Source organism: Kribbella solani (assembly GCF_014205295.1).
Lineage (GTDB): Bacteria > Actinomycetota > Actinomycetes > Propionibacteriales > Kribbellaceae > Kribbella > Kribbella solani.
Window position 1 is genome coordinate 2,177,938 of the sequence record NZ_JACHNF010000001.1, and the last position, 20,926, is coordinate 2,198,863.

Below are 20,926 nucleotides of genomic sequence, written 5' to 3' on the forward strand. Positions count from 1 at the left end.
TCGAATATTCAGGGGGCAACCCTCCCGTTGAGCGGGCAAGCTCGACCTACTCCGGCTGGTCGACCGTGATGCGGATGGCCAGCGCGTCGACGCCGGCCTGTTCGAGTACCTTCTGCTTCGGGTCGGCCACGCCGAGGAACGGCGGCCGCACCAACCCAGCCAGCTCCGTCAGCCGGGGATCCTCCAGCACGGTGTCGATCGCCCGCCGATCACCCCCACAAACGACCACATCCAGCCGCGCCGGCGCCAGCACCCGTACGGCCACCTCGGTAGCCGCCGCGAACGCCTCCCGAGCCTGATTGTCCCGCCGCCGCGCATACCGCTGCTGCGACCACCCACCGGCCTTGGTAGTCCCCTGCACATGCCGAGACCCAACCTTCGAGTCCAGAAGCTTGCCCCCAGCAAACACCCCGGCCCCGTACCCCCCACGCCGAACCAGCAAAACCCCCACCCGCCGCTCAACCAACACATGCGCGACCAGCCCGTCCCGCGAAAGCACCACCAGAGGCCCGAACGGCACACTCACAACAGCAGTAGCCCCATCCGCGGCCACCGCGGTCAGGCTCGCCGGCTGCACCTCGTACCGGACCGCCCCGTGCCGCTCGCCGAACCCGGTCAGCCACCTGTCCAACCGGGCCGGTGCGACCGAGACGATCCTGGTCACACGTTGAAGCCGAGGGCTCGGAGTTGGTCTCGGCCGTCGTCGGTGATTTTTTCGGGACCCCAGGGGGGCATCCAGACCCAGTTGATGCGGAAGTCGTTGACCAGGCCGTCGAGGGCCATCCGGGTCTGGTCCTCGATCACGTCGGTGAGGGGGCAGGCCGCGGAGGTCAGGGTCATGTCGATGATCGCGGTGCTGGTGTCGTCGACGGTGATGCCGTAGATCAGGCCGAGGTCGACGACGTTGATCCCGAGCTCGGGGTCGACGACGTCCTTCAGGGCCTCGTTCACGTCCTCCACCTTGGGTGGGGCGGAGCCGGTCTGAGCGGCCGTCAGGTCGACCTCGGGCAGCTCGATCTTCTCGTCCGTCTGGTCAGCCATTGCTCACTCCTTCTCTCGTCGCCAGGGCCTGGGCGGTGGCGTCGCGCCACGCGGACCAGCCCAGCAGCGCACACTTCACCCGGGCCGGGAACTGGGCGACGCCGGCGAACGCCACGCCGTCCTCCAGAACCTCTTCGTCCGGTTCGACATTCCCCCGGCCCTGCATCAGTTCCAGGAACTTCTCGTACGTGGCCATCCCCTCGGCCACCGGCTTGCCGATCACCAGGTCCGACATCACCGACGTCGCCGCCTGGCTGATCGAGCAGCCGACGCTGTCGTGCGTGACCGCCTTCACGGTGTCGCCGTCGAGCTCGACCCGGAGCGTGACCTCGTCCCCGCAGGACGGGTTCACGTGGTGCACCTCCACGTCGTACGGGTCCGCGAGCCCGGCGTGATGCGGGCTGCGGTAGTGATCCAGGATGATCTCCTGGTACAGGCTGTCGAGCTGCATATCAGTCCACCTTGAAGAAAGATCGGACGAACCCGAGACCGTCGACGAGCGCGTCGATCTCCTCGGGAGTCGTGTACAGGTAGAAAGACGCTCTGGTCGACGACTGCATTCCGAACCGCTCGTGCACCGGCCGCGCGCAGTGGTGCCCGGCTCGGACGGCGATCCCCCGGGTGTCCAGTACGGTCGACACGTCATGCGGGTGTACGCCGTCCAGCGCGAAGCTGATCGCGCCGCCGTGATCGGTCGCGTCGGCCGGCCCGAGCAGCGTCAGCCCCGGCACGGTCTTCAGCCCTTCCAGCGCGTACGAGACGATCGCGTGCTCGTGCGCGGCGATCTTGTCCATCCCGATCCCGGACAGGTAGTCCAGCGCGGCACCGAGCCCGACCGCCTGCGCGATCGGCGGCGTACCGGCCTCGAACCGAGCCGGCGGCGGCGCGTACGTCGAACCGGTCATCCGGACGACCTCGATCATCTCGCCACCACCGAGGAACGGCGGCAGCGACGCGAGCAGGTCGTACCGGCCCCAGAGCACGCCGATACCGGTCGGGCCGACGGCCTTGTGCCCGGTGAAGACGAGCAGGTCCGCGCCCAGCGTGGACACGTCGACCGGGAACTGCGGCACCGCCTGGGACGCGTCCACGACCACGGTCGCGCCGACCGCGTGCGCCTTGGCGGCGAGGTCGCTGATCGGGTTGATGGTTCCGAGCGCGTTCGACACCCAGGTCAGCGAGACCACCTTGGTGTTCTCGGTCAGCAGCTCGTCGAGGTTGCTGACGTCGAGCCGGCCGTCCTCCGTCACGCCGAACCACTTGAGGGTGGCGCCGGTCCGCTCGCAGGCCAGCTGCCACGGGACGATGTTGCTGTGGTGCTCCATCTCGGAGATCACCACCACGTCCCCCGGTTTCAGCCCGGCGCCGAGCGTGTGCGCGGCCAGGTTGAGCGCCTCGGAGGCGTTCTTGGTGAAGACGATCTCGTCCCGGTTGGTGGCGCCGAGAAAGGCGGCCACCTTGTCCCGGCCGCCCTCGTACGCGGCGGTCGCCTCGGCACCGAGCTGGTGCATCGCCCGGGCGACGTTCGCGTTGTGCAGCAGGTAGTGGTCCTCGATCGCCTGCACCACCTGGCGCGGCTTCTGCGACGAGTTCGCCGAGTCCAGGTACACCAGCGGGAACCCGCCCGCGAGCTCACGGGACAGGATCGGGAAGTCCGCCCGGACCGTGCTCACGTCCAAGGGACTAGAGAACCCAGTCAGCGGACTGCTACCTGAGGAGGTCCGGGCAGAGGTCACTTCGCGCCTGCCTTGAGGAAGCGCTCGTAGCCGTTCGCCTCGAGCTCCTCGGCCAGCTCCGGTCCACCCTCCTCGGCGACCCGGCCGTCGACGAAGACGTGGACGAAGTCCGGCTTGATGTAGCGCAGGATGCGGGTGTAGTGGGTGATCAGCAGGATGCCCTTGTCGCCCTGGCCGGCGAACCGGTTGACACCCTCGGAGACGATCTTCAGCGCGTCGATGTCGAGGCCGGAGTCGGTCTCGTCGAGGATCGCGATCTTCGGGTTCAGCAGCTCCAGCTGGACGATCTCGTGCCGCTTCTTCTCACCACCGGAGAAGCCCTCGTTCACGTTCCGGGTGGCGAACTCCGGGTCCATCTGCAGGTCGGCCAGCGCGGTGTTCACGTCCTTGACCCAGGTCCGCAGCTTCGGCGCCTCGCCGTCGATCGCGGTCTTGGCGGTCCGGAGGAAGTTCGCCACCGAGACGCCCGGCACCTCGACCGGGTACTGCATCGCCAGGAACAGGCCGGCCCGGGCCCGCTCGTCGACGGACATGTCCAGCACGTCCTCGCCGTCCAACGTCACCGAACCACCGGTGATGTTGTACTTCGGGTGCCCGGCGATCGAGTACGCCAGCGTCGACTTGCCGGAGCCGTTCGGGCCCATGATCGCGTGCGTCTGACCACCGGCGATGGTCAGGTCGACGCCGCGCAGGATCTGCTTCGGTCCGGCTTCGGTGTCGACCGACACCTGCAGGTCGCGAATCTCGAGTGTCGCCATGAGTGTCTATCTCCGTCGTTTGTTACAGGACTGTGCTTACAGGTTTGGTTGGTTGATGGGGTTCTTCACGTCGACCAGCAGGTCGCCGCCGTCGACCCGGACCGGGTAGATCGGCACCGGGTCGTACGCGGGCAGGCTGGTCGGTTCACCGGTGCGCAGGTCGAAGCGGGAGCCGTGCAGCCAGCACTCGATCTCGCACTCGCCGACGTCACCCTCGGACAGCTGGATCTGCGCGTGCGAGCACTCGTCCCGGACCGCGAAGTACTGCCCCTCGCTCTTCACGACCGCGACCTCCACCCCGCCGACCTCGACCGGGACCACGCCCTCGTCGGGTACGTCGGCGGTGGCGCAGGCGCGCTCGAAGGTGTCGCTCACTTGCCGACTACCGCCTCTTCGCCCGATGGGCGCAGTGCTGCCTCACTCAGCTCGGCGGCGCGGGCGAGCTTCTCCTCGATCACGTCGTGCAGGTGCTCGCTGACCTCGGCGACGCCGATCTTGCCGATGATGTCGTTGAAGAAGCCGGCCACCACCAGCCGGCGGGCGGCGTCCTCGGGGATGCCACGGGCCTGCAGGTAGAACAGCTGCTCGTCGTCGAACCGGCCGGTCGCGGACGCGTGCCCGGCGCCCTCGATCTCGCCGGTCTCGATCTCCAGGTTCGGCACCGAGTCGGCGCGGGCGCCGTCGGTGAGCACCAGGTTCCGGTTCAGCTCGAAGGTGTCGGTGCCTTCGGCCGCGGCCCGGATCAGGACGTCGCCGATCCAGACCGAGCGGGCCTGGTCACCGGCCAGCGCGCCCTTGTAGAGCACGTTGCTCTTGCAGTTCGTGGCCTCGTGGTCGACGAACAGCCGGTGCTCGTGGTGCTGCCCGGACTCGGCGAAGTACACGCCGACCAGCTCGGCGTCGCCGCCCGGTCCGGCGTACCGGACGTTGGTGCCGACGCGGACGACCTTGCCGCCGAGGGTGACGGCGACGTGGTGCAGCCGCGCGTCCCGCCCGACCAGCGCGTCGTGCTGGGCCAGGTGGATCGACTCGTGGTCGCCCTGCTGGATGGAGACCACCCGCAGGTCCGCGCCGTCGCCGACCTTGATCTCGACGTTCGTGCTCAGCTCACCGGCGCCGGTGTGGTCGACGATCACGATCGCCTTGCTGTGCCGCCCGGCCTCCACGATCAGGTGGCCGAAGCCGCGACCGCCCAGGCTCGCGACGTTCACGTGCACCGGCTCGGTCAGCTCGGCCTCGACCGGGATCCGTACGGCCAGCGCCTCGCCCGCGTGGTTCCAGGCGACCGCGGCCGACCGGTCCTGCGGGGTGAGCACCTTCAGCGTGTCAGCGGCGACGGTCTCGATCACCACGCCGTCCGGGCCGGAGGCGTCCAGCTTCGGCGTCTCGGTGCCGGCCGCGTCCTCGAACAGTGCCTTCAGCTGCTTGACCGGGGTGAAGCGCCACTCCTCCTCGCGCCCGTTCGGCACCGGGAACGCGTTGACGTCGTACGACGTCGGCCGCTCGCTCCGGGCCTGGAGCGGGACCGGGGAACCCGGCCCGTGCGAGTGCGCCTTGTTGCCGGTAGCAACAAGCGTTTCAGCGGACGACATCAGCCGACGGCCCCTTCCATCTGCAGCTCGATGAGCCGGTTGAGTTCCAGCGCGTACTCCATCGGGAGCTCGCGGGCGATCGGCTCGATGAAGCCGCGGACGATCATCGCCATCGCCTCGTCCTCGGCCATGCCCCGGCTCATCAGGTAGAAGAGCTGGTCGTCGCTGACCTTCGACACGGTCGCCTCGTGTCCCATCGCCACGTCGTCCTCGCGGACGTCGACGTACGGGTACGTGTCCGAGCGGCTGATGGTGTCGACCAGCAGCGCGTCACAGCGGACCGTGGACTTGCTGTGGTGCGAGCCCGGCGCCACCTCGACCAGACCACGGTACGAAGTACGGCCGCCGCCACGGGCCACCGACTTCGACACGATCGAGCTGGACGTGTACGGCGCGTTGTGCACCATCTTCGAGCCGGCGTCCTGGTGCTGGCCCTCGCCCGCGAACGCGACCGACAGCGTCTCGCCCTTGGCGTGCTCACCCATCAGGTAGACGGCCGGGTACTTCATCGTCACCTTGGAACCGATGTTGCCGTCGATCCACTCCATCGTCGCGCCCTCTTCACAGGTGGCGCGCTTGGTGACCAGGTTGTACACGTTGTTCGACCAGTTCTGGATCGTCGTGTACCGGCAGCGGGCGCCCTTCTTCACGATGATCTCGACCACCGCGGAGTGCAGCGAGTCCGACTTGTAGATCGGCGCCGTGCAGCCCTCGACGTAGTGCACGTAGGCGTCCTCGTCGACGATGATCAGGGTCCGCTCGAACTGGCCCATGTTCTCGGTGTTGATCCGGAAGTACGCCTGCAGCGGGATGTCCACCTTGACGCCCTTCGGGACGTAGATGAACGAGCCGCCGGACCAGACCGCGGTGTTCAGCGAGGCGAACTTGTTGTCGCCGACCGGGATCACCGAGCCGAAGTACTCCTTGAAGAGCTCCGGGTGCTCCTTCAGGCCGGTGTCGGTGTCCAGGAAGATGACACCCTGCTCCTCCAGGTCCTCGCGGATCTGGTGGTACACGACCTCGGACTCGTACTGCGCGGCGACGCCCGCGACCAGGCGCTGCTTTTCCGCCTCCGGGATGCCGAGCTTGTCGTAGGTGTTCTTGATGTCCGGCGGCAGGTCCTCCCAGGAGGTGGCCTGCTTCTCGGTCGAGCGGACGAAGTACTTGATGTTGTCGAAGTCGATCCCGGACAGGTCGGCACCCCAGGACGGCATCGGCTTGCGGCCGAAGAGCTTCAGGCCCTTCAGGCGCAGCTCGAGCATCCACTCCGGCTCGTTCTTGAGGGTGGAGATGCCTCGCACCACGTCCTCGCTCAAGCCACGCTGAGCGACCGCGCCGGCGGCGTCGGAGTCGGCCCAGCCGTACTGGTAGTTGCCGAGGCCTTCCAGTTCGGGGTGAGCGGTTTGCGTCATCGGGTAGTCCTCGCAGATTCGCCGTCGGTTACAGGGGCCACAGGGGCAGGGCCCGGGATGTGTGTCGTACAGACACCGTCGCCGTGGGCGATGGTGGCCAGGCGCTGCACGTGCTTGCCGAGGAGTCTCGAGAACACCTCGGTCTCGGCCTCGCACAGCTGGGGGAACTGCTCGGCCACGTGCGCGACCGGGCAGTGGTGCTGGCAGAGCTGGGCGCCGTGGCCCGCCTCCGCCGTGGAAGCGGCGTACCCGTCGGCCGTCAGGGCCTGCGCGAGCACTTCCGCCTTCCGGCTCTCGGGAGCCAGTGCGACCTGCTCCCGGTACCGGTCCTCGACCTCGGCGACGCGGCGCCGGGCGAACTCCGCGACCGCGTCGTCACCGCCGGCTTCGGCGATGAACCGCATCGCCGTCGCGGCCAGGTCGTCGTACGCCTGGTGGAACGCGTGCCGGCCGGTGTCGGTCAGCACGAACACCTTCGCCGGGCGGCCGCGGCCGCGCGGGCCGTAGACCCGCTCCTCGCGGGCCTCGACCAGGCCCTGGTCGAGCAGGTGGTCGAGGTGCCGGCGGACCGCCGCCGGGGTGAGCTCGAGCCGCTCGGCCAGCACCGCGGCGCTGGACGGGCCGTTGGTCAGGATCGAGCGCGCGACCCGGTCCCGAGTGGACTCGTCCCGCGCGCTGCCGGTGCCGTGGGAGGCGGCTCCGCCGGTCGCAGGATTTTTCACAACATCAGTGTCGCGTAATTCCCCGGGGCCTTCAAATAAGGCTCACCTAACCGGTTCGCGTCCGCAGGCGGGGCTCAGGGGGAGGCGTGAGCGAGGTCACTCCGGGGTGTTCTCTATGCTCAGCACGTGCCAGTCGCGGTGGAGATCGACAAGCTCGTCGTGCGGTACGGCGAGAAGACCGCGGTCGACGGCCTGAGTCTCACCGTAGCCGCCGGCACGGTGACGGCCGTGCTCGGCCCGAACGGGGCCGGCAAGACCACGACCGTTGAGACCTGTGAGGGCTTCCGGCGCCCGGATTCCGGCCGCGTCCGGGTCCTCGGCCTGGACCCACTCGCCGACCACGACGAGCTGATGCCGAAGATCGGCGTGATGCTCCAGGAAGGCGGAGCGTGGTCGGGCGTACGGGCGGTGGAGATGCTCCGGTACGTAGCGACGCTGCACGCCCATCCGCTCGACCTCGACGGACTGGTCGAGCGGCTCGACCTGGGCAGTTGCGGTCGCACCCCGTACCGCCGGCTGTCCGGTGGCCAGAAGCAGCGGCTGTCGTTCGCGCTGGCGATCGTCGGCCGGCCGGAGATCGCGTTCCTGGACGAGCCGACCACCGGGCTGGACCCGCACGGCCGCCGGGAGATCTGGCAGCTGATCCGCGACCTGCGCGACGATGGAGTCACGGTCGTACTCACCACGCACGCGATGGACGAAGCGGAGCAACTGTCCGACCAGGTGCATGTGGTGTCGGCCGGCACGGTGATCGCCTCCGGAACGCCGGAGAGTCTCACCGAGCACCACACCAAGTCCCTTGAGGACGTGTTCCTCGAGCTCACGAAGCCGGATGGCCGATGACCACGTACGCACCGCAGCCCGGCAGCGCGCCCTGGCCGCGCAAGGTGCTGAGCCACACCCGGATGGAGTTCAAGCTGCTCATCCGCAACGGAGAGCAACTGCTACTGGCGCTGGTCATCCCGATCGGCATCCTGTTGCTGCTCGGCGGTACCGGTCTGGGTGAGCGGCTGCCGCTCGGCAGCGGGCGGCCGATCGACGAGGCCGTCCCGCGCGTACTGGCGCTGGCGGTGCTGTCGTCTTCGTTCACCTCGCTGGCGATCGCGACCGGCTTCGAGCGCCGCTACGGCGTGATCAAGCGGCTCGGCGCCTCTCCCCTGTCCCGTACCGGTCTGCTGGCCGGGAAGATCGGCGCCGTGCTGATCGTGCAGGTGATCCAGCTCGCGGTCCTGATCGGCACCGGCTTCGCCCTCGGTTGGCAGCCGACCGGCGGCGCCCGGGCCGTGGCCGGTGTGATTCTCACCATTGTCTGCGGTACGGCGGCGTTCGCGTCGCTCGGGCTGCTGATGGCCGGCGTACTGCGCGCCGAAGCGACGCTCGCCGCCGCCAACCTGCTGTACCTCCTGCTGCTGGTCGGCGGCGCGGTGATGACACCGGTGGACGAGTACCCGGGCGGTATGCAGGGCGTCGTCCGCGTACTGCCGAGCGCCGCGCTGGCGAACGGCCTGGCCAACTCGACCGTGGAAGGGGTGATCCCGTGGGCCGCCGCGTTGTCGCTCGCGCTCTGGGCGGCGGTCCTCGGGTACCTGGTCTCCCGAACGTTCCGATGGGACTGAGCGTGATTCTGAGCTTTAGAGTGTGCCGGTGATGACGACGGAAACCCCGCCCCAAGAGACCGAGCCAGTGACCGGATTCTGGCGGCTGGTGCCCGAACCGAGCCTGGACGTGGTTCGGCGCTGGGGCTGGGCGTCGGTGGCGGTCAACATCGGCATCGTGGTCACCGGCGGCCTGGTCCGGCTGACCGGTTCCGGTCTGGGTTGCCCGACCTGGCCGTCGTGCACCGACGAGTCGTACGTGCCGCATGCCGCGCTCGGCGTGCACGGCGCGATCGAGTTCACCAACCGGATGCTCGGCTTCGTGGTCGCGATCGTTGCCATCTGCACCTGGCTGGTCGTGATGCGGTACCGGCCGATCCGGCGCGACCTGCGCAGGCTGGCGACGGCGGCCGCGCTCGGCGTACCGCTGCAGGGCCTGATCGGCGGCGTCACGGTGCTGACCGGGCTGAACCCCTGGATCGTGTCGGCGCACTTCATCGTCTCGCCGATCATCATCACGCTCGCGGTGTCGATGCTGCGCCGGTCGCGCAACAGCCCGTACCCGCACACTCCCCCGGTGGTCCGCGCGCTCGCTACCGCTGCCGTGGTGGCGGTCTGGCTGACCGTTGCCCTCGGCACGGTCACGACCGGCGCCGGCCCGCACTCCGGTGACCCGGAGACCGGCCGGAACGGGTTCAACCCCGAGCTGGTCAGTCAGCTGCACTCGGACGTCGTGTTCGGTCTGTTCGGCATCACGATCGCGCTGGTGATCGCGACCCGCGTCACGGCCACCTCACGTACGCTCCGCAAGCTGGCCGCCTGGTTGCTGGCGATCGAGTTGGTGCAGGGCGCCGTCGGCTTCACGCAGTACTTCACCGGGCTGCCGTGGCCCGTTGTGCTCGTACACATGTTCCTGGCCGGCCTGCTGATCGCCCTGGTCACCGCCGTGTACGGCGAACGCGGTACGCCCGCAACGTAGTACGGGCCCACCATCGGTCGAGGCCCTTGCCGGGTCGAACGAAGGGTTGCCCCCTGAAAATTCCAGGGGGCAACACCCTTCAGTTCAGGGGATGCCGCCTCAAACGGAGGGTTCGGCCCGGTTACCGCAGCCGGCCCCACGTCGTACACCCATCGGGCACGCCCAGAGCGGCGGGTACACGGGGCGGGGCAGGTGGGAGGAGCGCAGGCGGGGCAGGCCAGGAGATGAGCGGTAGCTGGTCGCCGGGGATGTTCGCCGGGGTGACAGTACGTAGGCCCACTGCCTCTCCAACACATACCCCGTACTGCTGACGTCCTAATGCAGCAATGGGTTCAGGACCGCGGAAGGTCAGCGCAGCTCAGAGCGTTCAGCGCAGCAGCGGGTCGATCGCGGCGGCGATGAAGAGCAGCGCCAGGTAGATGTTGGAGAAGTGGAACAGGCGCATCGGGCGCAGCGCCGCGCCATCGGCGCCGGTGTGGGCCCGCAGCAGCAGCCGTCGGGCTTCGCGGAGGAAGGCGAAACCGAGCACGATCGCGGCCAGGTTGTACACGAAACCGGTGCCGGCGACCGGCCAGAGCGCGAGCGAGGTCAGCACCATCACCACGGAGTACGCCATGATCTGCCGCGCGGTGGAGATCGGGGTGGCGACCACCGGGAGCATCGGCACGTCGACCGACGCGTAGTCCTCGCGGTAGCGCATCGCCAGCGACCAGGTGTGCGGCGGCGTCCAGAAGAACACCACCAGGAACAGCACGACCGGCGTCCAGGCCAGCTTGCCGGTGACCGCGGTCCAGCCGATCAGGGTCGGGAAACAGCCCGCGATCCCGCCCCAGACGATGTTCTGCACGGTACGGCGCTTCAGCAGCATGGTGTAGCCGAAGACGTAGAACAGGTTCGCCGCCAGCGCCAGGCCGGAGGACAGCCAGTTCACGAAGAAGCCGAGCTCCAGCGTCGCCAGCACGCCGAGGACGACGCCGAACGCGGTCGCCGAGCGCGGGCTGACCGCGTGCCGCGGCAGCGGGCGGCGCCTGGTCCGGCGCATCTGCTCGTCGATGTCGCGGTCGAGCACGCAGTTGATCGTGTTCGCGCTGCCGGAGGCGAGCACGCCACCGATCAGCGTCGCCACCACCACCTTCAGCCCCGGCACGCCGGCCGCCGCCAGGAACATCACCGGCACGGTGGTGATCAGCAGCAGCTCGATGATGCGCGGCTTGGTCAGACCGACGTACGCCTTCACCACGTCGCGCACTGACGGCCTCACCACGGCGGTGGCGTCCGGCAGCGGCGTCGGGTACGACGTCGTCGCGGCGGGACGCGGGTCGACGGCGGTCACGAACACCTCGAACATCTTCTGAGTTGCCGCCGGAGCTCCGGCGCTGACGATTCAGCAGTCTACGACGCCCCGTAGGAGGGGTTCTCGCACCCCCCTCATACCGGGCGCGGATCGGGGAACAGGCGGAGGTGCCGAACGGTTGACAAACAGTCGAGAGGTGCGCGGCGGAGGAAGCCCGTCACAGTAGGCTCATCCTTGGACCGAGTACTCAGAACAGCAGCATCGAGAGGAGCGCCGGCGGCGTGACGGAGAAGACCAGCCCCAAGCTTGAATGGACCGAGCTCGACCAGCGCGCGGTCGACACCGTGCGGGTGCTCGCGATGGATGCCGTGGAGAAGGTCGGGAACGGTCACCCGGGCACCGCGATGAGCCTGGCGCCCGCGGCGTACCTGCTGTTCCAGAAGGTGATGCGGCACAATCCGGCGGACCCGCACTGGGCCGGCCGCGACCGGTTCGTGCTGTCCGCCGGTCACTCCAGCCTGACGCTGTACATCCAGCTGTACCTGGCCGGCTTCGGCCTCGAGCTGGACGACCTGAAGTCGCTGCGGACCTGGGGCAGCAAGACCCCGGGCCACCCGGAGTACCGGCACACCAAGGGTGTCGAGACGACCACCGGCCCGCTCGGCCAGGGCGTCGGCAACGCGGTCGGGATGGCGATGGCGGCCCGCCGCGAGCGCGGCCTGCTCGACCCGGACGCGCCGAAGGGCGAGGGCCTGTTCGACCACAACATCTACGTGATCGCGTCCGACGGTGACCTGGAGGAGGGCGTCTCGGCCGAGGCGTCGTCGCTGGCCGGTCACCAGCAGCTCGGCAACCTGACGGTGATCTGGGACGACAACAAGATCTCCATCGAGGACGACACGAACATCGCGTTCTCCGAGGACGTCGCGGCGCGCTACGCGGCGTACGGCTGGGATGTCCGGACGGTCGACTGGACCGACGGCGGCACCGGCTACCACGAGGACGTGCAGGCGCTCTACGACGCGATCGAGGCCGGGAACGCGGTCACCGGCAAGCCCACCTTCATCAAGCTGCGGACGATCATCGGCTGGCCGGCGGCGACCAAGAAGGGCACCGGCAAGGTGCACGGGAACGCGCTCGGCGCCGAGGAGGTCGCGGCGACCAAGAAGATCCTCGGCTGGGACCCGGAGCAGAGCTTCCAGGTCGCCGACGAGGTGATCGCGCACACCCGCGAGGCACTCGGCCGCGGCAAGACGATCGAGACCGAGTGGACCGCCAAGTACGACGCGTGGAAGGCCGCGAACCCGGAGCGCGCCGCGCTGCTGGACCGGCTGTCGAAGCGGGAGCTGCCGGCCGGCTGGCAGGACGCGCTGCCGAGCTGGGACGCCGACGCCAAGGGTGTCGCGACCCGCGCCGCGTCCGGCGAGGTGCTGACCAAGCTCGCGCCGGAGCTGCCGGAGCTGTGGGGCGGTTCGGCCGACCTGGCCGGCTCGAACAACACCACCCCGAAGGGGCAGCCGTCGTTCATCCCCAAGGAGCACTCCACCGAGGAGTTCCAGGGCGACGAGTACGGGCGGGTGCTGCACTTCGGTATCCGCGAGCACGCGATGGGCGCGGTCCTGAACGGCATCGCCCTGCACGGCCTGACCCGCCCGTACGGCGGTACGTTCCTGGTCTTCTCCGACTACATGCGCCCGTCGGTCCGGCTGGCCGCGCTGATGCAGCTGCCGGTCACGTACGTCTGGACGCACGACTCGATCGGCCTCGGCGAGGACGGTCCGACGCACCAGCCGATCGAGCACCTGTCGGCATTGCGCGCGATCCCGGGTCTGGACGTCGTACGCCCCGGTGACGCGAACGAGACGGCCGCCGCCTGGGCGACGATCCTCAAGCACACCGACCGCCCGGCCGGCCTGGCGCTGACCCGGCAGAACGTGCCGACCTTCCCGCGTGGCACCGACGGCTTCGCCACCACCGAGAACGTGCACAAGGGTGGATACGTCCTGATCGACAGCGACGGCACGCCGGACGTGGTGCTGATCGGCACCGGCTCCGAGCTGCAGATCGCGGTCGAGGCCAGGACCAAGCTGGCCGAGGAGGGCGTCCAGGCCCGGGTCGTGTCGATGGTTTCCCGCGAGTGGTTCGACGAGCAGGACGACGCGTACCGCGAGTCCGTGATCCCGGCCGATGTCCGCGCCCGGGTCTCGGTCGAGGCCGGGATCGCGCAGAGCTGGCACGACATCGTCGGTGACTCCGGCCGGTCGGTCAGCCTCGAGCACTACGGGGCCTCGGCCGCGTACCAGACGCTGTACAACGAGTTCGGGATCACCACCGAAGCCGTCGTGCAGGCCGCCAAGGACAGCATTGCCGCCGCCGCCCGGATCAGCGGACCGGGCGTACCGCCGGGCCGTGCCGCCGCCGGGCCGGTCGGACCTGCCGACGCCCACGCCGCCAACTGACACCCGACAACAGAACATTCCGGAAGAAGGCATCGGAACCATGAACGATCGCTTGAAAGCACTCGCCGACGCGGGTGTCTCCATCTGGCTCGACGATCTGTCCCGGGAGCGGCTGACCAGCGGCAGCCTGCAGGCGCTGATCGAGGACAAGCACGTGGTCGGCGTGACCACGAACCCGACCATCTTCGCCAAGGCCATCTCGGACGCGGACGCGTACGCCGAGAAGGTCGCGCGGCTGGCAGCGCAGGGCGTCTCGACCGACGAGGCGATCCGGGTGATCACCACCGACGACGTCCGCGACGCGGCGGACGTGTTCAAGCCGGCGTACGACGACAGCGAGGGCCAGGACGGCCGGGTCTCGATCGAGGTCGAGCCGACGCTGGCGCACGACACCGCGAAGACGATCGAGCAGGCCAAGCAGCTCTGGGAGATCGTCGGCCGGGAGAACGTGTTCGTGAAGATCCCGGCCACCAAGGCCGGGCTGCCCGCGATCACCGCCACGCTGGCCGCCGGGATCAGTGTGAACGTGACGCTGATCTTCTCGCTGGAGCGCTACAAGGCGGTTGCCGCCGCGTTCCTGGCCGGGATGGAGCAGGCGGTCGAGAACGGCCACGACGTGACCAAGATGGCCAGCGTCGCGTCGTTCTTCGTCAGCCGGGTGGACACCGAGGTGGACAAGCGGCTGGACGCGATCGGTACCGACGAGGCGAAGGCACTGAAGGGCAAGGCCGCGATCGCGAACGCGCGGCTCGCCTTCCAGGCGTACGAGGAGATCTTCGCGACCGACCGCTGGCGCGAGCTGGAAACGGCCGGCGCGAAGCCGCAGCGTCCGCTCTGGGCATCCACCGGCACCAAGGACCCGGCGTACTCCCCCACCCTCTACGTCGACAACCTGGTCACCCGCGGCGTCGTCAACACGATGCCAGAGGCAACCATCAAGGCGGCCGAAGAGCACAGTGAGTTCAGCGGTGACACGGTGCGCGGCGACTACGCCGGTGACCGCAAGGTGATCGACGAGCTCGAGCGGCTCGGCATTTCGTACGACGAGGTGGTCCAGGTGCTGGAGGACGAGGGCGTGGCGAAGTTCGACGCGTCCTGGTCGGAGCTGCAGGACACCGTGACCGCCGCGCTGAAAGGTGCCGCCAAGTGACCGCTGTAACCACCCAGAACGGCGACTGGACCGAGGTCGTCGACAAGCTCGTGGCGGCGAAGATCGCCTCCCGGATCGCCGCCAAGGACGCCACCATCTGGGGTCCCGACGCCGAGGCCGAGGCGTCGATCCGGCTCGGCTGGGTCGACCTGCACGAGACCTCGCGGCCGCTGCTGGCCGAGGTCGAGGCGCTCGTCGCGGACCTGCGGTCCGAGGGCCTGACCCGGATCGTGCTGTCCGGCATGGGCGGCTCGTCGCTGGCCCCCGAGGTGATCACCCGGACCGCGGGCGTCGACCTGGTCGTACTGGACTCGACCGACCCGAGCGTAGTCGGGCGAGCGCTGGCCGGTGACCTGTCGAAGACCGTCATCGTGGTGTCCAGCAAGTCCGGTGGAACGGTCGAGACGGACAGCCACCGGCGTACGTTCGCGAAGGCGTTCACCGACGCGGGCATCGACGCCGCGTCGCGGATCATGGTGGTGACCGACCCGGGTTCGCCGTTCGAGAAGCTGTCGAAGGACGAGGGGTACCGCAAGACGTTCCTCGCCGACCCGAACGTCGGTGGCCGCTACAGCGCGCTGACCGCGTTCGGCCTGGTGCCATCCGGTCTGGCCGGCGCCGACATCTCCGAGCTGCTGGACCAGGCCGCCGAGGCCGCGCCGGCGTTGCAGGCCGATTCGACCGGCAACCCGGCCCTGTGGCTGGGCGCGGTGATCGCGGCCAGCGCCGGCCGGGACAAGGTGATCATCACCGCTGACGGTTCGGACATCGTCGGGTTCCCGGACTGGGCCGAGCAGCTGATCGCGGAGAGCACCGGCAAGCAGGGCACCGGCGTGCTGCCGGTGGCCGTCGAGGCCGGCGCGCCGGAGCTGCGCAGCGAGGCGACGGACCTGACCAACGCGCTGCTCGCGGAGAAGGCGACCAGCGGCGTCCCGACGGCGCTCACGTCGGGATCGCTCGGTGGTCAGTTCCTGCTCTGGGAGATGGCGACCGCGGTCGCGGGCTACCTGCTCGGCATCGACCCGTTCGACCAGCCGGACGTGGAGAGCGCGAAGAAGGCCGCGCGCGGTCTGCTCGACGCGCAGCCGGAGCCCGAGGCGGCCGCCTTCACCGACGGCGCGGTCGAAGTACGCGGCTCGGAAGGTCTGCTGGACGGCGTGGATTCGCTCCAGGGCGCGGTGGACGCGCTCCTCGGCAAGCTGGACGACATCGGGTACCTGGCCGTGATGGCCTACCTCGACTCCGAGCGGGACGCCGACCTGCTCGGCGTACGCCCGGCGCTGGCGGCCAAGACCGGTCGTCCGGTGACGTTCGGCTGGGGACCGCGGTTCCTGCACTCCACCGGCCAGTACCACAAGGGTGGCCACCCGGAGGGCGTGTTCCTGCAGATCACGGGCGCGCACCCGGCCGACGTGGAGATCCCGGACCGGCCGTTCACGTTCGGCACGCTGATCTCGGCGCAGGCAGCCGGGGACGCGAACGTACTGGCCGAGCGTGGCCGTCCGGTGCTGCGATTGCACCTCACGGACGTCGCGGCCGGCGTACGGCAGCTGCTGTCGCTGATCAAGTAACCGTTCAAGTAACTCTTACTACTCGGAGGAAGCGGCAATGACCGCTGAGCTCAACGAAGAGCCGGCCGCACCGGTGAACCCGCTGCGCGATCCGCAGGATCGCCGGCTGCCGCGGATCGCCGGGCCGTGTGGCCTGGTGATCTTCGGGGTCACCGGTGACCTGGCCCGGAAGAAGCTGATGCCGGCGGTCTACGACCTGGCGAACCGGGGGCTGCTGCCCCCCGGTTTCGCCCTGGTCGGGTTCGCCCGCCGGGACTACAGCAACCAGGACTTCGCTCAGATCGTGCACGACTCGGTCAAGGAGCACGCCCGGACGCCGTTCCGCGAGGAGGTCTGGCAGCAGCTCGCCGAGGGCTTCCGGTTCGTACCGGGTGACCTGACCGACGACGAGGCGTTCAAGCGGCTCCGGGAGACCGTGGACGAGCTGGACATCACCCGCGGTACGGGTGGCAACCACGCGTTCTACCTGTCCATCCCGCCGGGGCTGTTCCCGGAGGTGGTCCGGCAGCTGTCCGAGCACGGGCTGACCGACGAGAAGCCCGGCTCGTGGCGGCGGGTGGTGATCGAGAAGCCGTTCGGGCACGACCTGAAGAGCGCCCGCGAGCTGAACCACGTGGTCGAGTCGGTGTTCCCGCCCGAGGCGGTGTTCCGGATCGACCACTACCTGGGCAAGGAAACGGTCCAGAACATCCTCGCGCTGCGGTTCGCGAACGCGATGTTCGAGCCGATCTGGAACAGCAACTACGTCGACCACGTCCAGATCACGATGGCCGAGGACATCGGCATCGGCGGCCGCGCCGGGTACTACGACGGCATCGGCGCCGCCCGTGACGTGATCCAGAACCACCTGCTCCAGCTGCTCGCGCTGATCGCGATGGAGGAGCCGGTCAGCTTCGACGCCTGGTCGTTGCGCCAGGAGAAGAAGAAGGTCCTGAACGCGGTCCAGCTGCCGGAGCGCCTCGACCTGCACACCGCCCGCGGCCAGTACGCGTCCGGCTGGGCCGGTGGCGTCAAGGTCAAGGGCTACCTGCAGGAGGACGGCATCCCGTCGTCGTCCGCGACCGAGACGTTCGCCGCGTTGCGCGTCGACGTCGACACCCGGCGCTGGGCGGGCGTTCCGTTCTACCTGCGGACCGGCAAGCGGCTCGGCCGGCGCGTCACCGAGGTCGCGGTGATGTTCAAGCGGGCGCCACACCTGCCGTTCACCAAGACCGAAACCGAGGAACTCGGGCAGAACGCGCTGGTGTTGCGGATTCAGCCGGACGAGGGCATCACGCTCCGGTTCGGCGCGAAGGTGCCCGGTACGTCGATGGAGATCCGCGACGTGAACATGGACTTCCAGTACGGCGGTTCGTTCACGGAGTCCTCCCCGGAGGCGTACGAGCGGCTGATCCTGGACGTACTGCTCGGTGATCCGCCGTTGTTCCCGCAACACACCGAAGTCGAGCTGGGCTGGAAGATCCTCGACCCGGTGCTCGACTACTGGGCCCGGCACGGGAAGCCGGAGCAGTACGCGTCCGGCGACTGGGGACCGGACTCGGCGCACGCGATGCTCGCTCGTGACGGACGCGCCTGGAGGCGGCCTTGATCATCGACCTGACCGACACCACGTCCAGCGGGATCGCCTCGGCGCTGCTGAAGGCGCGCCGGAACGCCGGTTCGCCGGCCATGGGCATGGTCGGCACGATCGTGGTCGTCGTCGACGAAGCCTCCCATCACGACGCGATGAAGGCCGCGAACGAGGCCGGCCGCGAACACCCGTCGCGGGTCCTGGTCGCGATCCTGCGGCCCGGCAAGGGCGCTCCCGGGCTGGACGCGGAAGTACGGATCGGCGAGGGCGTGCCGGGTGAGGCAGTGTTGCTGCGGCTGCACGGTGAGCTGGCCAAGGTGCCGGAGTCCGTGGTCACGCCGCTGCTGCTGCCGGACTCCCCCGTCATCGTTTGGTGGCCGGGTGGCGGGCCGCGCGTACCGGCCGAAGATCCGCTCGGACGACTCGGGCGGCGTCGGGTGACCGATGCGGCGGCGACGCGGCGGGCGTCGGTGGACTACAGCGCGCGGGCCGAGGGGTACGCGCCGGGCGACACCGACTTCGCGTGGACGCGGCTGACGCCGTGGCGCGCGCTGATGGCGGCCGCCCTCGACCAGTACCCGACGAAGGTGACCGGGGCCGAGGTGTCCGCGGCCCGCGGGAACCCGAGCGCGGATCTGATGGCTGCCTGGTTGCAGTCGCGGTTGAAGGTGCCGGTCGAGCAGCGGAACACGTGCGGTCCCGGGGTGACGGCGGTGCGGTTGTTCACGCCGTCCGGGCCGATCGCGCTGACGCGGCCCGATGGTGCGGTCGCGACGTTCAGCGTGCCGGGGCAGCCGGATCGCCCGGTGGCGTTGAAGCGGCGTACGACGTCGGAGCTGCTCAGTGAGGAACTGCGCCGGCTCGACCCGGACGACGTGTACGCGAAAACGCTGGCGTGCATGGTCGAGCGGGACGCGCTTCCGGCCGAGCAGAAGAAGGTCGACGCGAACGCCCGGAAGTCGACCGCGGCGAAGGTCACCGCGGCCGGCCAGAAGGTGATCGAGCCGAAGAAACCCGCTCCGGCCCGGAAGACCACCGCGAAGAAGACCGTGGCTCCGAAGAGCGTTGCCAAGAAGGCTGCGGACAAGAGGACCGTGGCGAAGAAGGCGGCTGCCAAGCGGGCGGTGAAGAAATGAGCGAGCCGTTGGTTTTGCGGCATCCGGACGCCGATGCCCTGGTGCACGCGGTGGCGGCGCGCTTCATCACCGCGCTTGTCGATGCCCAGAGCAACGATCGGGTCGCCCAGGTGGTGCTGACCGGTGGGCGGGTGGCTGCCCGGGTGTACGCGGCGGTGGCCGAATCCCCCGCCCGGTTGGCGATCGACTGGCGGCGGGTCGAGTTCTGGTGGGGCGACGAACGCTTCCTCCCGGACGGTGATCCTGACCGCAACGAGACGCAGGCCCGGGACGCGTTGCTTTCACACGTAGACGTCGATCCGGCGCGGGTACACCCGATGGCTCCCGATACCGGGCAAGGCGCGGAGGCGGCCGCGGCGGCGTACGCGAAGGAGTTGGCCGCGGCCGCGAGCACGTCGACCAGCACTGCCGGCACCTCGACCAGCGCCGCTGCCGGTGCGGGCGGCGACGCCAGTCCCGTCTTCGACGTCCTCATGCTCGGGGTCGGGCCGGACGGGCATGTGGCGTCGCTCTTCCCGGGGTATCCGCAGTTGGCCGTGACGGATGCGTCGGCGGTTGCCGTGCACGACTCGCCCAAGCCACCGCCCACGCGGGTTTCGCTGACGTTGCCGGTGCTTGACCGGGCGCGGGAGGTTTGGTTCGTCGTCTCCGGTGAAGACAAGGCTGAGGCAGTCGGCAAGGCACTCACGGGCGGAGACGTACCCGCCGCCCGGCCGAAAGGTCAGGAGCGGACGCTGTGGCTCCTTGACGAGTCCGCGGCACAACAGCTGGGCTGACAGGCGGCTGACTTCGGCGTTGGCCGAAGTGTTGGGGTGGCAGACTCGCGGGTATGACTAGCTTCCGGGAGTTACACGACGGCCGGTTCGTGATGCCGAACGCTTGGGACGCGGGGAGCGCGGTGATCCTCGCGGCGGCCGGGTTTCCGGCGATCGCGACCACCAGCGCGGGCATCGCGTTCTCGCTGGCCAAGGGCGATCACACGCTCCCTGACGGCGCGCCGGCGGTGTCGCGGGAGCAGATGTTCGATCGCGTCCGGGCGATCACGGCCGCCGTCGACGTACCGGTGAACGGCGACCTCGAAGACGGGTACGGCGCCGCGCCGGAGCGGGTTGCCGAGACGATCACGCTGGCTCGCGAGGCCGGTCTCGCCGGTGGAAACATCGAGGACTACGACGGCCGCGAGCTGTACGACCTACAGCTCGCGACCGATCGCATCACCGCCGCCCGCGAAGCAGCCGGTCCCGACTTCGTCCTCACCGCCCGCACCGACGGCCAGCTGCTGGGTACGCCGCCCACGCTGGCCGAGTCGATCGACCGGGCGAACCGCTTCCACGCCGCCGGCGCGGACTGCGTGTACGTGCCGGGGGTGAACGACCTGGAGACGATCGGAACCCTCGTACGCGAGCTCGACGCCCCGCTGAACGTCGTCCTCGGCCTGGGCCGATCAACCCTCACCGTCGCCGGCCTGCAATCCGTAGGAGTCACCCGCATCAGCCTCGGCGGCTCGATCGCCCGCTCCGCCCTGGCCTTCATCCGCCGCAGCGCGGAAGAACTGGCAACCCACGGCACCATCACCTTCGCCGCCGACCAGATCCCCCAAGCCGACCTGAACCAGCTCTTCGCCCGGCCCCGCACCACCACTCACCAACCCTGACCCACAGGCGGCGCAGATGGGTGAGCGGCCCCAGACGCCGTCGCGGGTACGCGCCTGGGCACCCCTGGTTCGGCGTGCCTGCACACGCACCGGTCGGTGCATGCCCACCCGACCGCTGGCTCGTGCGTGCCCGCCGGGCCGGTGGTTGGTGCATGCCAGCCGGGCCGGTGGTTGGTGAGTGCCCGCCGGGCCGGTGGTTGGTGCATGCCAGCCGGGCCGGTGGTTGGTGCATGCCAGCCGGGCCGGTGGTTGGTGAG

General features: G+C 69.4%; 20 protein-coding genes. 10 read left to right on the forward strand and 10 right to left on the reverse strand.

Annotated elements, in window-relative coordinates; translation table 11 throughout:
* Window positions 1-46 precede the first annotated feature (46 nt).
* Genes HDA44_RS09715 through HDA44_RS09755 form a run of 9 tightly spaced genes read right to left on the reverse strand, consistent with a single transcriptional unit; the run spans window position 47 to window position 7,261 of the window.
* Window positions 47-664: an acVLRF1 family peptidyl-tRNA hydrolase gene (locus HDA44_RS09715; protein ID WP_337905791.1), complete on the reverse strand. Its 618-nt coding sequence runs from the start codon at window positions 662-664 to the stop codon at window positions 47-49.
* Window positions 661-1,041, reverse strand: a complete 381-nt coding sequence (locus HDA44_RS09720; RefSeq protein ID WP_184833095.1) for a metal-sulfur cluster assembly factor — start codon at window positions 1,039-1,041, stop codon at window positions 661-663. The genes HDA44_RS09715 and HDA44_RS09720 overlap by 4 nt, the downstream gene beginning before the upstream one ends.
* Window positions 1,034-1,492 carry a Fe-S cluster assembly sulfur transfer protein SufU gene (gene sufU / locus HDA44_RS09725; protein WP_184833096.1) on the reverse strand — a complete coding sequence of 153 codons (459 nt, stop codon included), beginning with the start codon at window positions 1,490-1,492 and terminating at the stop codon, window positions 1,034-1,036. Before sufU ends, HDA44_RS09720 begins: the two co-directional genes overlap by 8 nt.
* Before the next feature lies 1 nt (window position 1,493).
* Window positions 1,494-2,720 carry a cysteine desulfurase gene (locus HDA44_RS09730; protein WP_337905793.1) on the reverse strand — a complete coding sequence of 409 codons (1,227 nt, stop codon included), beginning with the start codon at window positions 2,718-2,720 and terminating at the stop codon, window positions 1,494-1,496.
* Window positions 2,721-2,773: 53 nt separating this feature from the next.
* Window positions 2,774-3,535 (reverse strand): Fe-S cluster assembly ATPase SufC, encoded by a 762-nt coding sequence (gene sufC / locus HDA44_RS09735; RefSeq protein WP_184833098.1) that lies wholly within the window; start codon window positions 3,533-3,535, stop codon window positions 2,774-2,776.
* A gap of 36 nt (window positions 3,536-3,571) precedes the next feature.
* Window positions 3,572-3,910, reverse strand: coding sequence for a Rieske 2Fe-2S domain-containing protein (locus HDA44_RS09740; RefSeq protein WP_184833100.1), 339 nt, complete (start codon window positions 3,908-3,910; stop codon window positions 3,572-3,574).
* Complete coding sequence (sufD, locus tag HDA44_RS09745; protein ID WP_184833102.1) at window positions 3,907-5,127, reverse strand: Fe-S cluster assembly protein SufD; 1,221 nt, start codon at window positions 5,125-5,127, stop codon at window positions 3,907-3,909. Before sufD ends, HDA44_RS09740 begins: the two co-directional genes overlap by 4 nt.
* A complete protein-coding gene (gene sufB, locus HDA44_RS09750) occupies window positions 5,127-6,539 on the reverse strand; it encodes a Fe-S cluster assembly protein SufB (protein WP_184833104.1) in 1,413 nt (470 codons plus the stop codon). The genes sufD and sufB overlap by 1 nt, the downstream gene beginning before the upstream one ends.
* Window positions 6,536-7,261, reverse strand: a complete 726-nt coding sequence (locus HDA44_RS09755; protein ID WP_184833106.1) for a helix-turn-helix transcriptional regulator — start codon at window positions 7,259-7,261, stop codon at window positions 6,536-6,538. Before HDA44_RS09755 ends, sufB begins: the two co-directional genes overlap by 4 nt.
* Window positions 7,262-7,387: 126 nt before the next feature.
* Between HDA44_RS09755 and HDA44_RS09760 the strand changes: the two genes are divergently transcribed.
* From HDA44_RS09760 to HDA44_RS09770, 3 genes are read left to right on the forward strand one after another with little or no spacing between them, the layout of a single operon-like run.
* The gene (locus HDA44_RS09760) at window positions 7,388-8,104 is read left to right on the forward strand and encodes an ABC transporter ATP-binding protein (protein WP_337905794.1); all 717 of its coding nucleotides are present in this window, start codon (window positions 7,388-7,390) and stop codon (window positions 8,102-8,104) included.
* On the forward strand, window positions 8,101-8,877 hold the full coding sequence (locus HDA44_RS09765) for an ABC transporter permease (protein ID WP_184833108.1): 777 nt from the start codon (window positions 8,101-8,103) through the stop codon (window positions 8,875-8,877). The genes HDA44_RS09760 and HDA44_RS09765 overlap by 4 nt, the downstream gene beginning before the upstream one ends.
* A 31-nt stretch (window positions 8,878-8,908) precedes the next feature.
* Entirely contained in the window at window positions 8,909-9,835 is a 927-nt protein-coding gene (locus HDA44_RS09770) for a COX15/CtaA family protein (protein ID WP_184843247.1), read from the forward strand.
* Between the two features lie 367 nt (window positions 9,836-10,202).
* Here the strand turns inward: HDA44_RS09770 and HDA44_RS09775 are convergent, their stop codons facing one another.
* Entirely contained in the window at window positions 10,203-11,183 is a 981-nt protein-coding gene (locus HDA44_RS09775) for a heme o synthase (RefSeq protein WP_184833111.1), read from the reverse strand.
* A gap of 227 nt (window positions 11,184-11,410) precedes the next feature.
* Between HDA44_RS09775 and tkt the strand changes: the two genes are divergently transcribed.
* The 7 genes from tkt to HDA44_RS09810 are packed head-to-tail and all read left to right on the forward strand — an operon-like array spanning window position 11,411 to window position 20,669.
* Window positions 11,411-13,588 (forward strand): transketolase, encoded by a 2,178-nt coding sequence (gene tkt / locus HDA44_RS09780; RefSeq protein ID WP_184833113.1) that lies wholly within the window; start codon window positions 11,411-11,413, stop codon window positions 13,586-13,588.
* A 40-nt stretch (window positions 13,589-13,628) separates the two neighbouring features.
* The gene (gene tal, locus HDA44_RS09785; protein ID WP_184833115.1) at window positions 13,629-14,738 is read left to right on the forward strand and encodes a transaldolase; all 1,110 of its coding nucleotides are present in this window, start codon (window positions 13,629-13,631) and stop codon (window positions 14,736-14,738) included.
* Window positions 14,735-16,309, forward strand: a complete 1,575-nt coding sequence (locus tag HDA44_RS09790; RefSeq protein WP_184833117.1) for a glucose-6-phosphate isomerase — start codon at window positions 14,735-14,737, stop codon at window positions 16,307-16,309. Before tal ends, HDA44_RS09790 begins: the two co-directional genes overlap by 4 nt.
* 37 nt (window positions 16,310-16,346) lie before the next feature.
* A complete protein-coding gene (gene zwf / locus HDA44_RS09795; protein WP_184833119.1) occupies window positions 16,347-17,897 on the forward strand; it encodes a glucose-6-phosphate dehydrogenase in 1,551 nt (516 codons plus the stop codon).
* Window positions 17,894-19,015 carry a glucose-6-phosphate dehydrogenase assembly protein OpcA gene (locus HDA44_RS09800; RefSeq protein ID WP_184833121.1) on the forward strand — a complete coding sequence of 374 codons (1,122 nt, stop codon included), beginning with the start codon at window positions 17,894-17,896 and terminating at the stop codon, window positions 19,013-19,015. Before zwf ends, HDA44_RS09800 begins: the two co-directional genes overlap by 4 nt.
* On the forward strand, window positions 19,012-19,791 hold the full coding sequence (gene pgl, locus HDA44_RS09805; RefSeq protein WP_184833123.1) for a 6-phosphogluconolactonase: 780 nt from the start codon (window positions 19,012-19,014) through the stop codon (window positions 19,789-19,791). Before HDA44_RS09800 ends, pgl begins: the two co-directional genes overlap by 4 nt.
* Window positions 19,792-19,844: 53 nt before the next feature.
* Window positions 19,845-20,669 carry an isocitrate lyase/PEP mutase family protein gene (locus HDA44_RS09810; RefSeq protein WP_184833125.1) on the forward strand — a complete coding sequence of 275 codons (825 nt, stop codon included), beginning with the start codon at window positions 19,845-19,847 and terminating at the stop codon, window positions 20,667-20,669.
* Window positions 20,670-20,926 lie beyond the last annotated feature (257 nt).

What these genes read in the sequence shown, in the direction of transcription:
- tal (WP_184833115.1), top strand. Translation starts at nt 13,629, where the DNA reads ATGAACGATCGCTTGAAAGCACTCGCCGACGCGGGTGTCTCCATCTGG.
- HDA44_RS09765 (WP_184833108.1), top strand. Translation starts at nt 8,101, where the DNA reads ATGACCACGTACGCACCGCAGCCCGGCAGCGCGCCCTGGCCGCGCAAG.
- zwf (WP_184833119.1), top strand. Translation starts at nt 16,347, where the DNA reads ATGACCGCTGAGCTCAACGAAGAGCCGGCCGCACCGGTGAACCCGCTG.
- pgl (WP_184833123.1), top strand. Translation starts at nt 19,012, where the DNA reads ATGAGCGAGCCGTTGGTTTTGCGGCATCCGGACGCCGATGCCCTGGTG.
- HDA44_RS09720 (WP_184833095.1), bottom strand. Translation starts at nt 1,041, where the DNA reads ATGGCTGACCAGACGGACGAGAAGATCGAGCTGCCCGAGGTCGACCTG.
- sufD (WP_184833102.1), bottom strand. Translation starts at nt 5,127, where the DNA reads ATGTCGTCCGCTGAAACGCTTGTTGCTACCGGCAACAAGGCGCACTCG.
- sufB (WP_184833104.1), bottom strand. Translation starts at nt 6,539, where the DNA reads ATGACGCAAACCGCTCACCCCGAACTGGAAGGCCTCGGCAACTACCAG.
- sufC (WP_184833098.1), bottom strand. Translation starts at nt 3,535, where the DNA reads ATGGCGACACTCGAGATTCGCGACCTGCAGGTGTCGGTCGACACCGAA.
- HDA44_RS09810 (WP_184833125.1), top strand. Translation starts at nt 19,845, where the DNA reads ATGACTAGCTTCCGGGAGTTACACGACGGCCGGTTCGTGATGCCGAAC.
- sufU (WP_184833096.1), bottom strand. Translation starts at nt 1,492, where the DNA reads ATGCAGCTCGACAGCCTGTACCAGGAGATCATCCTGGATCACTACCGC.
- HDA44_RS09775 (WP_184833111.1), bottom strand. Translation starts at nt 11,183, where the DNA reads ATGTTCGAGGTGTTCGTGACCGCCGTCGACCCGCGTCCCGCCGCGACG.
- HDA44_RS09770 (WP_184843247.1), top strand. Translation starts at nt 8,909, where the DNA reads ATGACGACGGAAACCCCGCCCCAAGAGACCGAGCCAGTGACCGGATTC.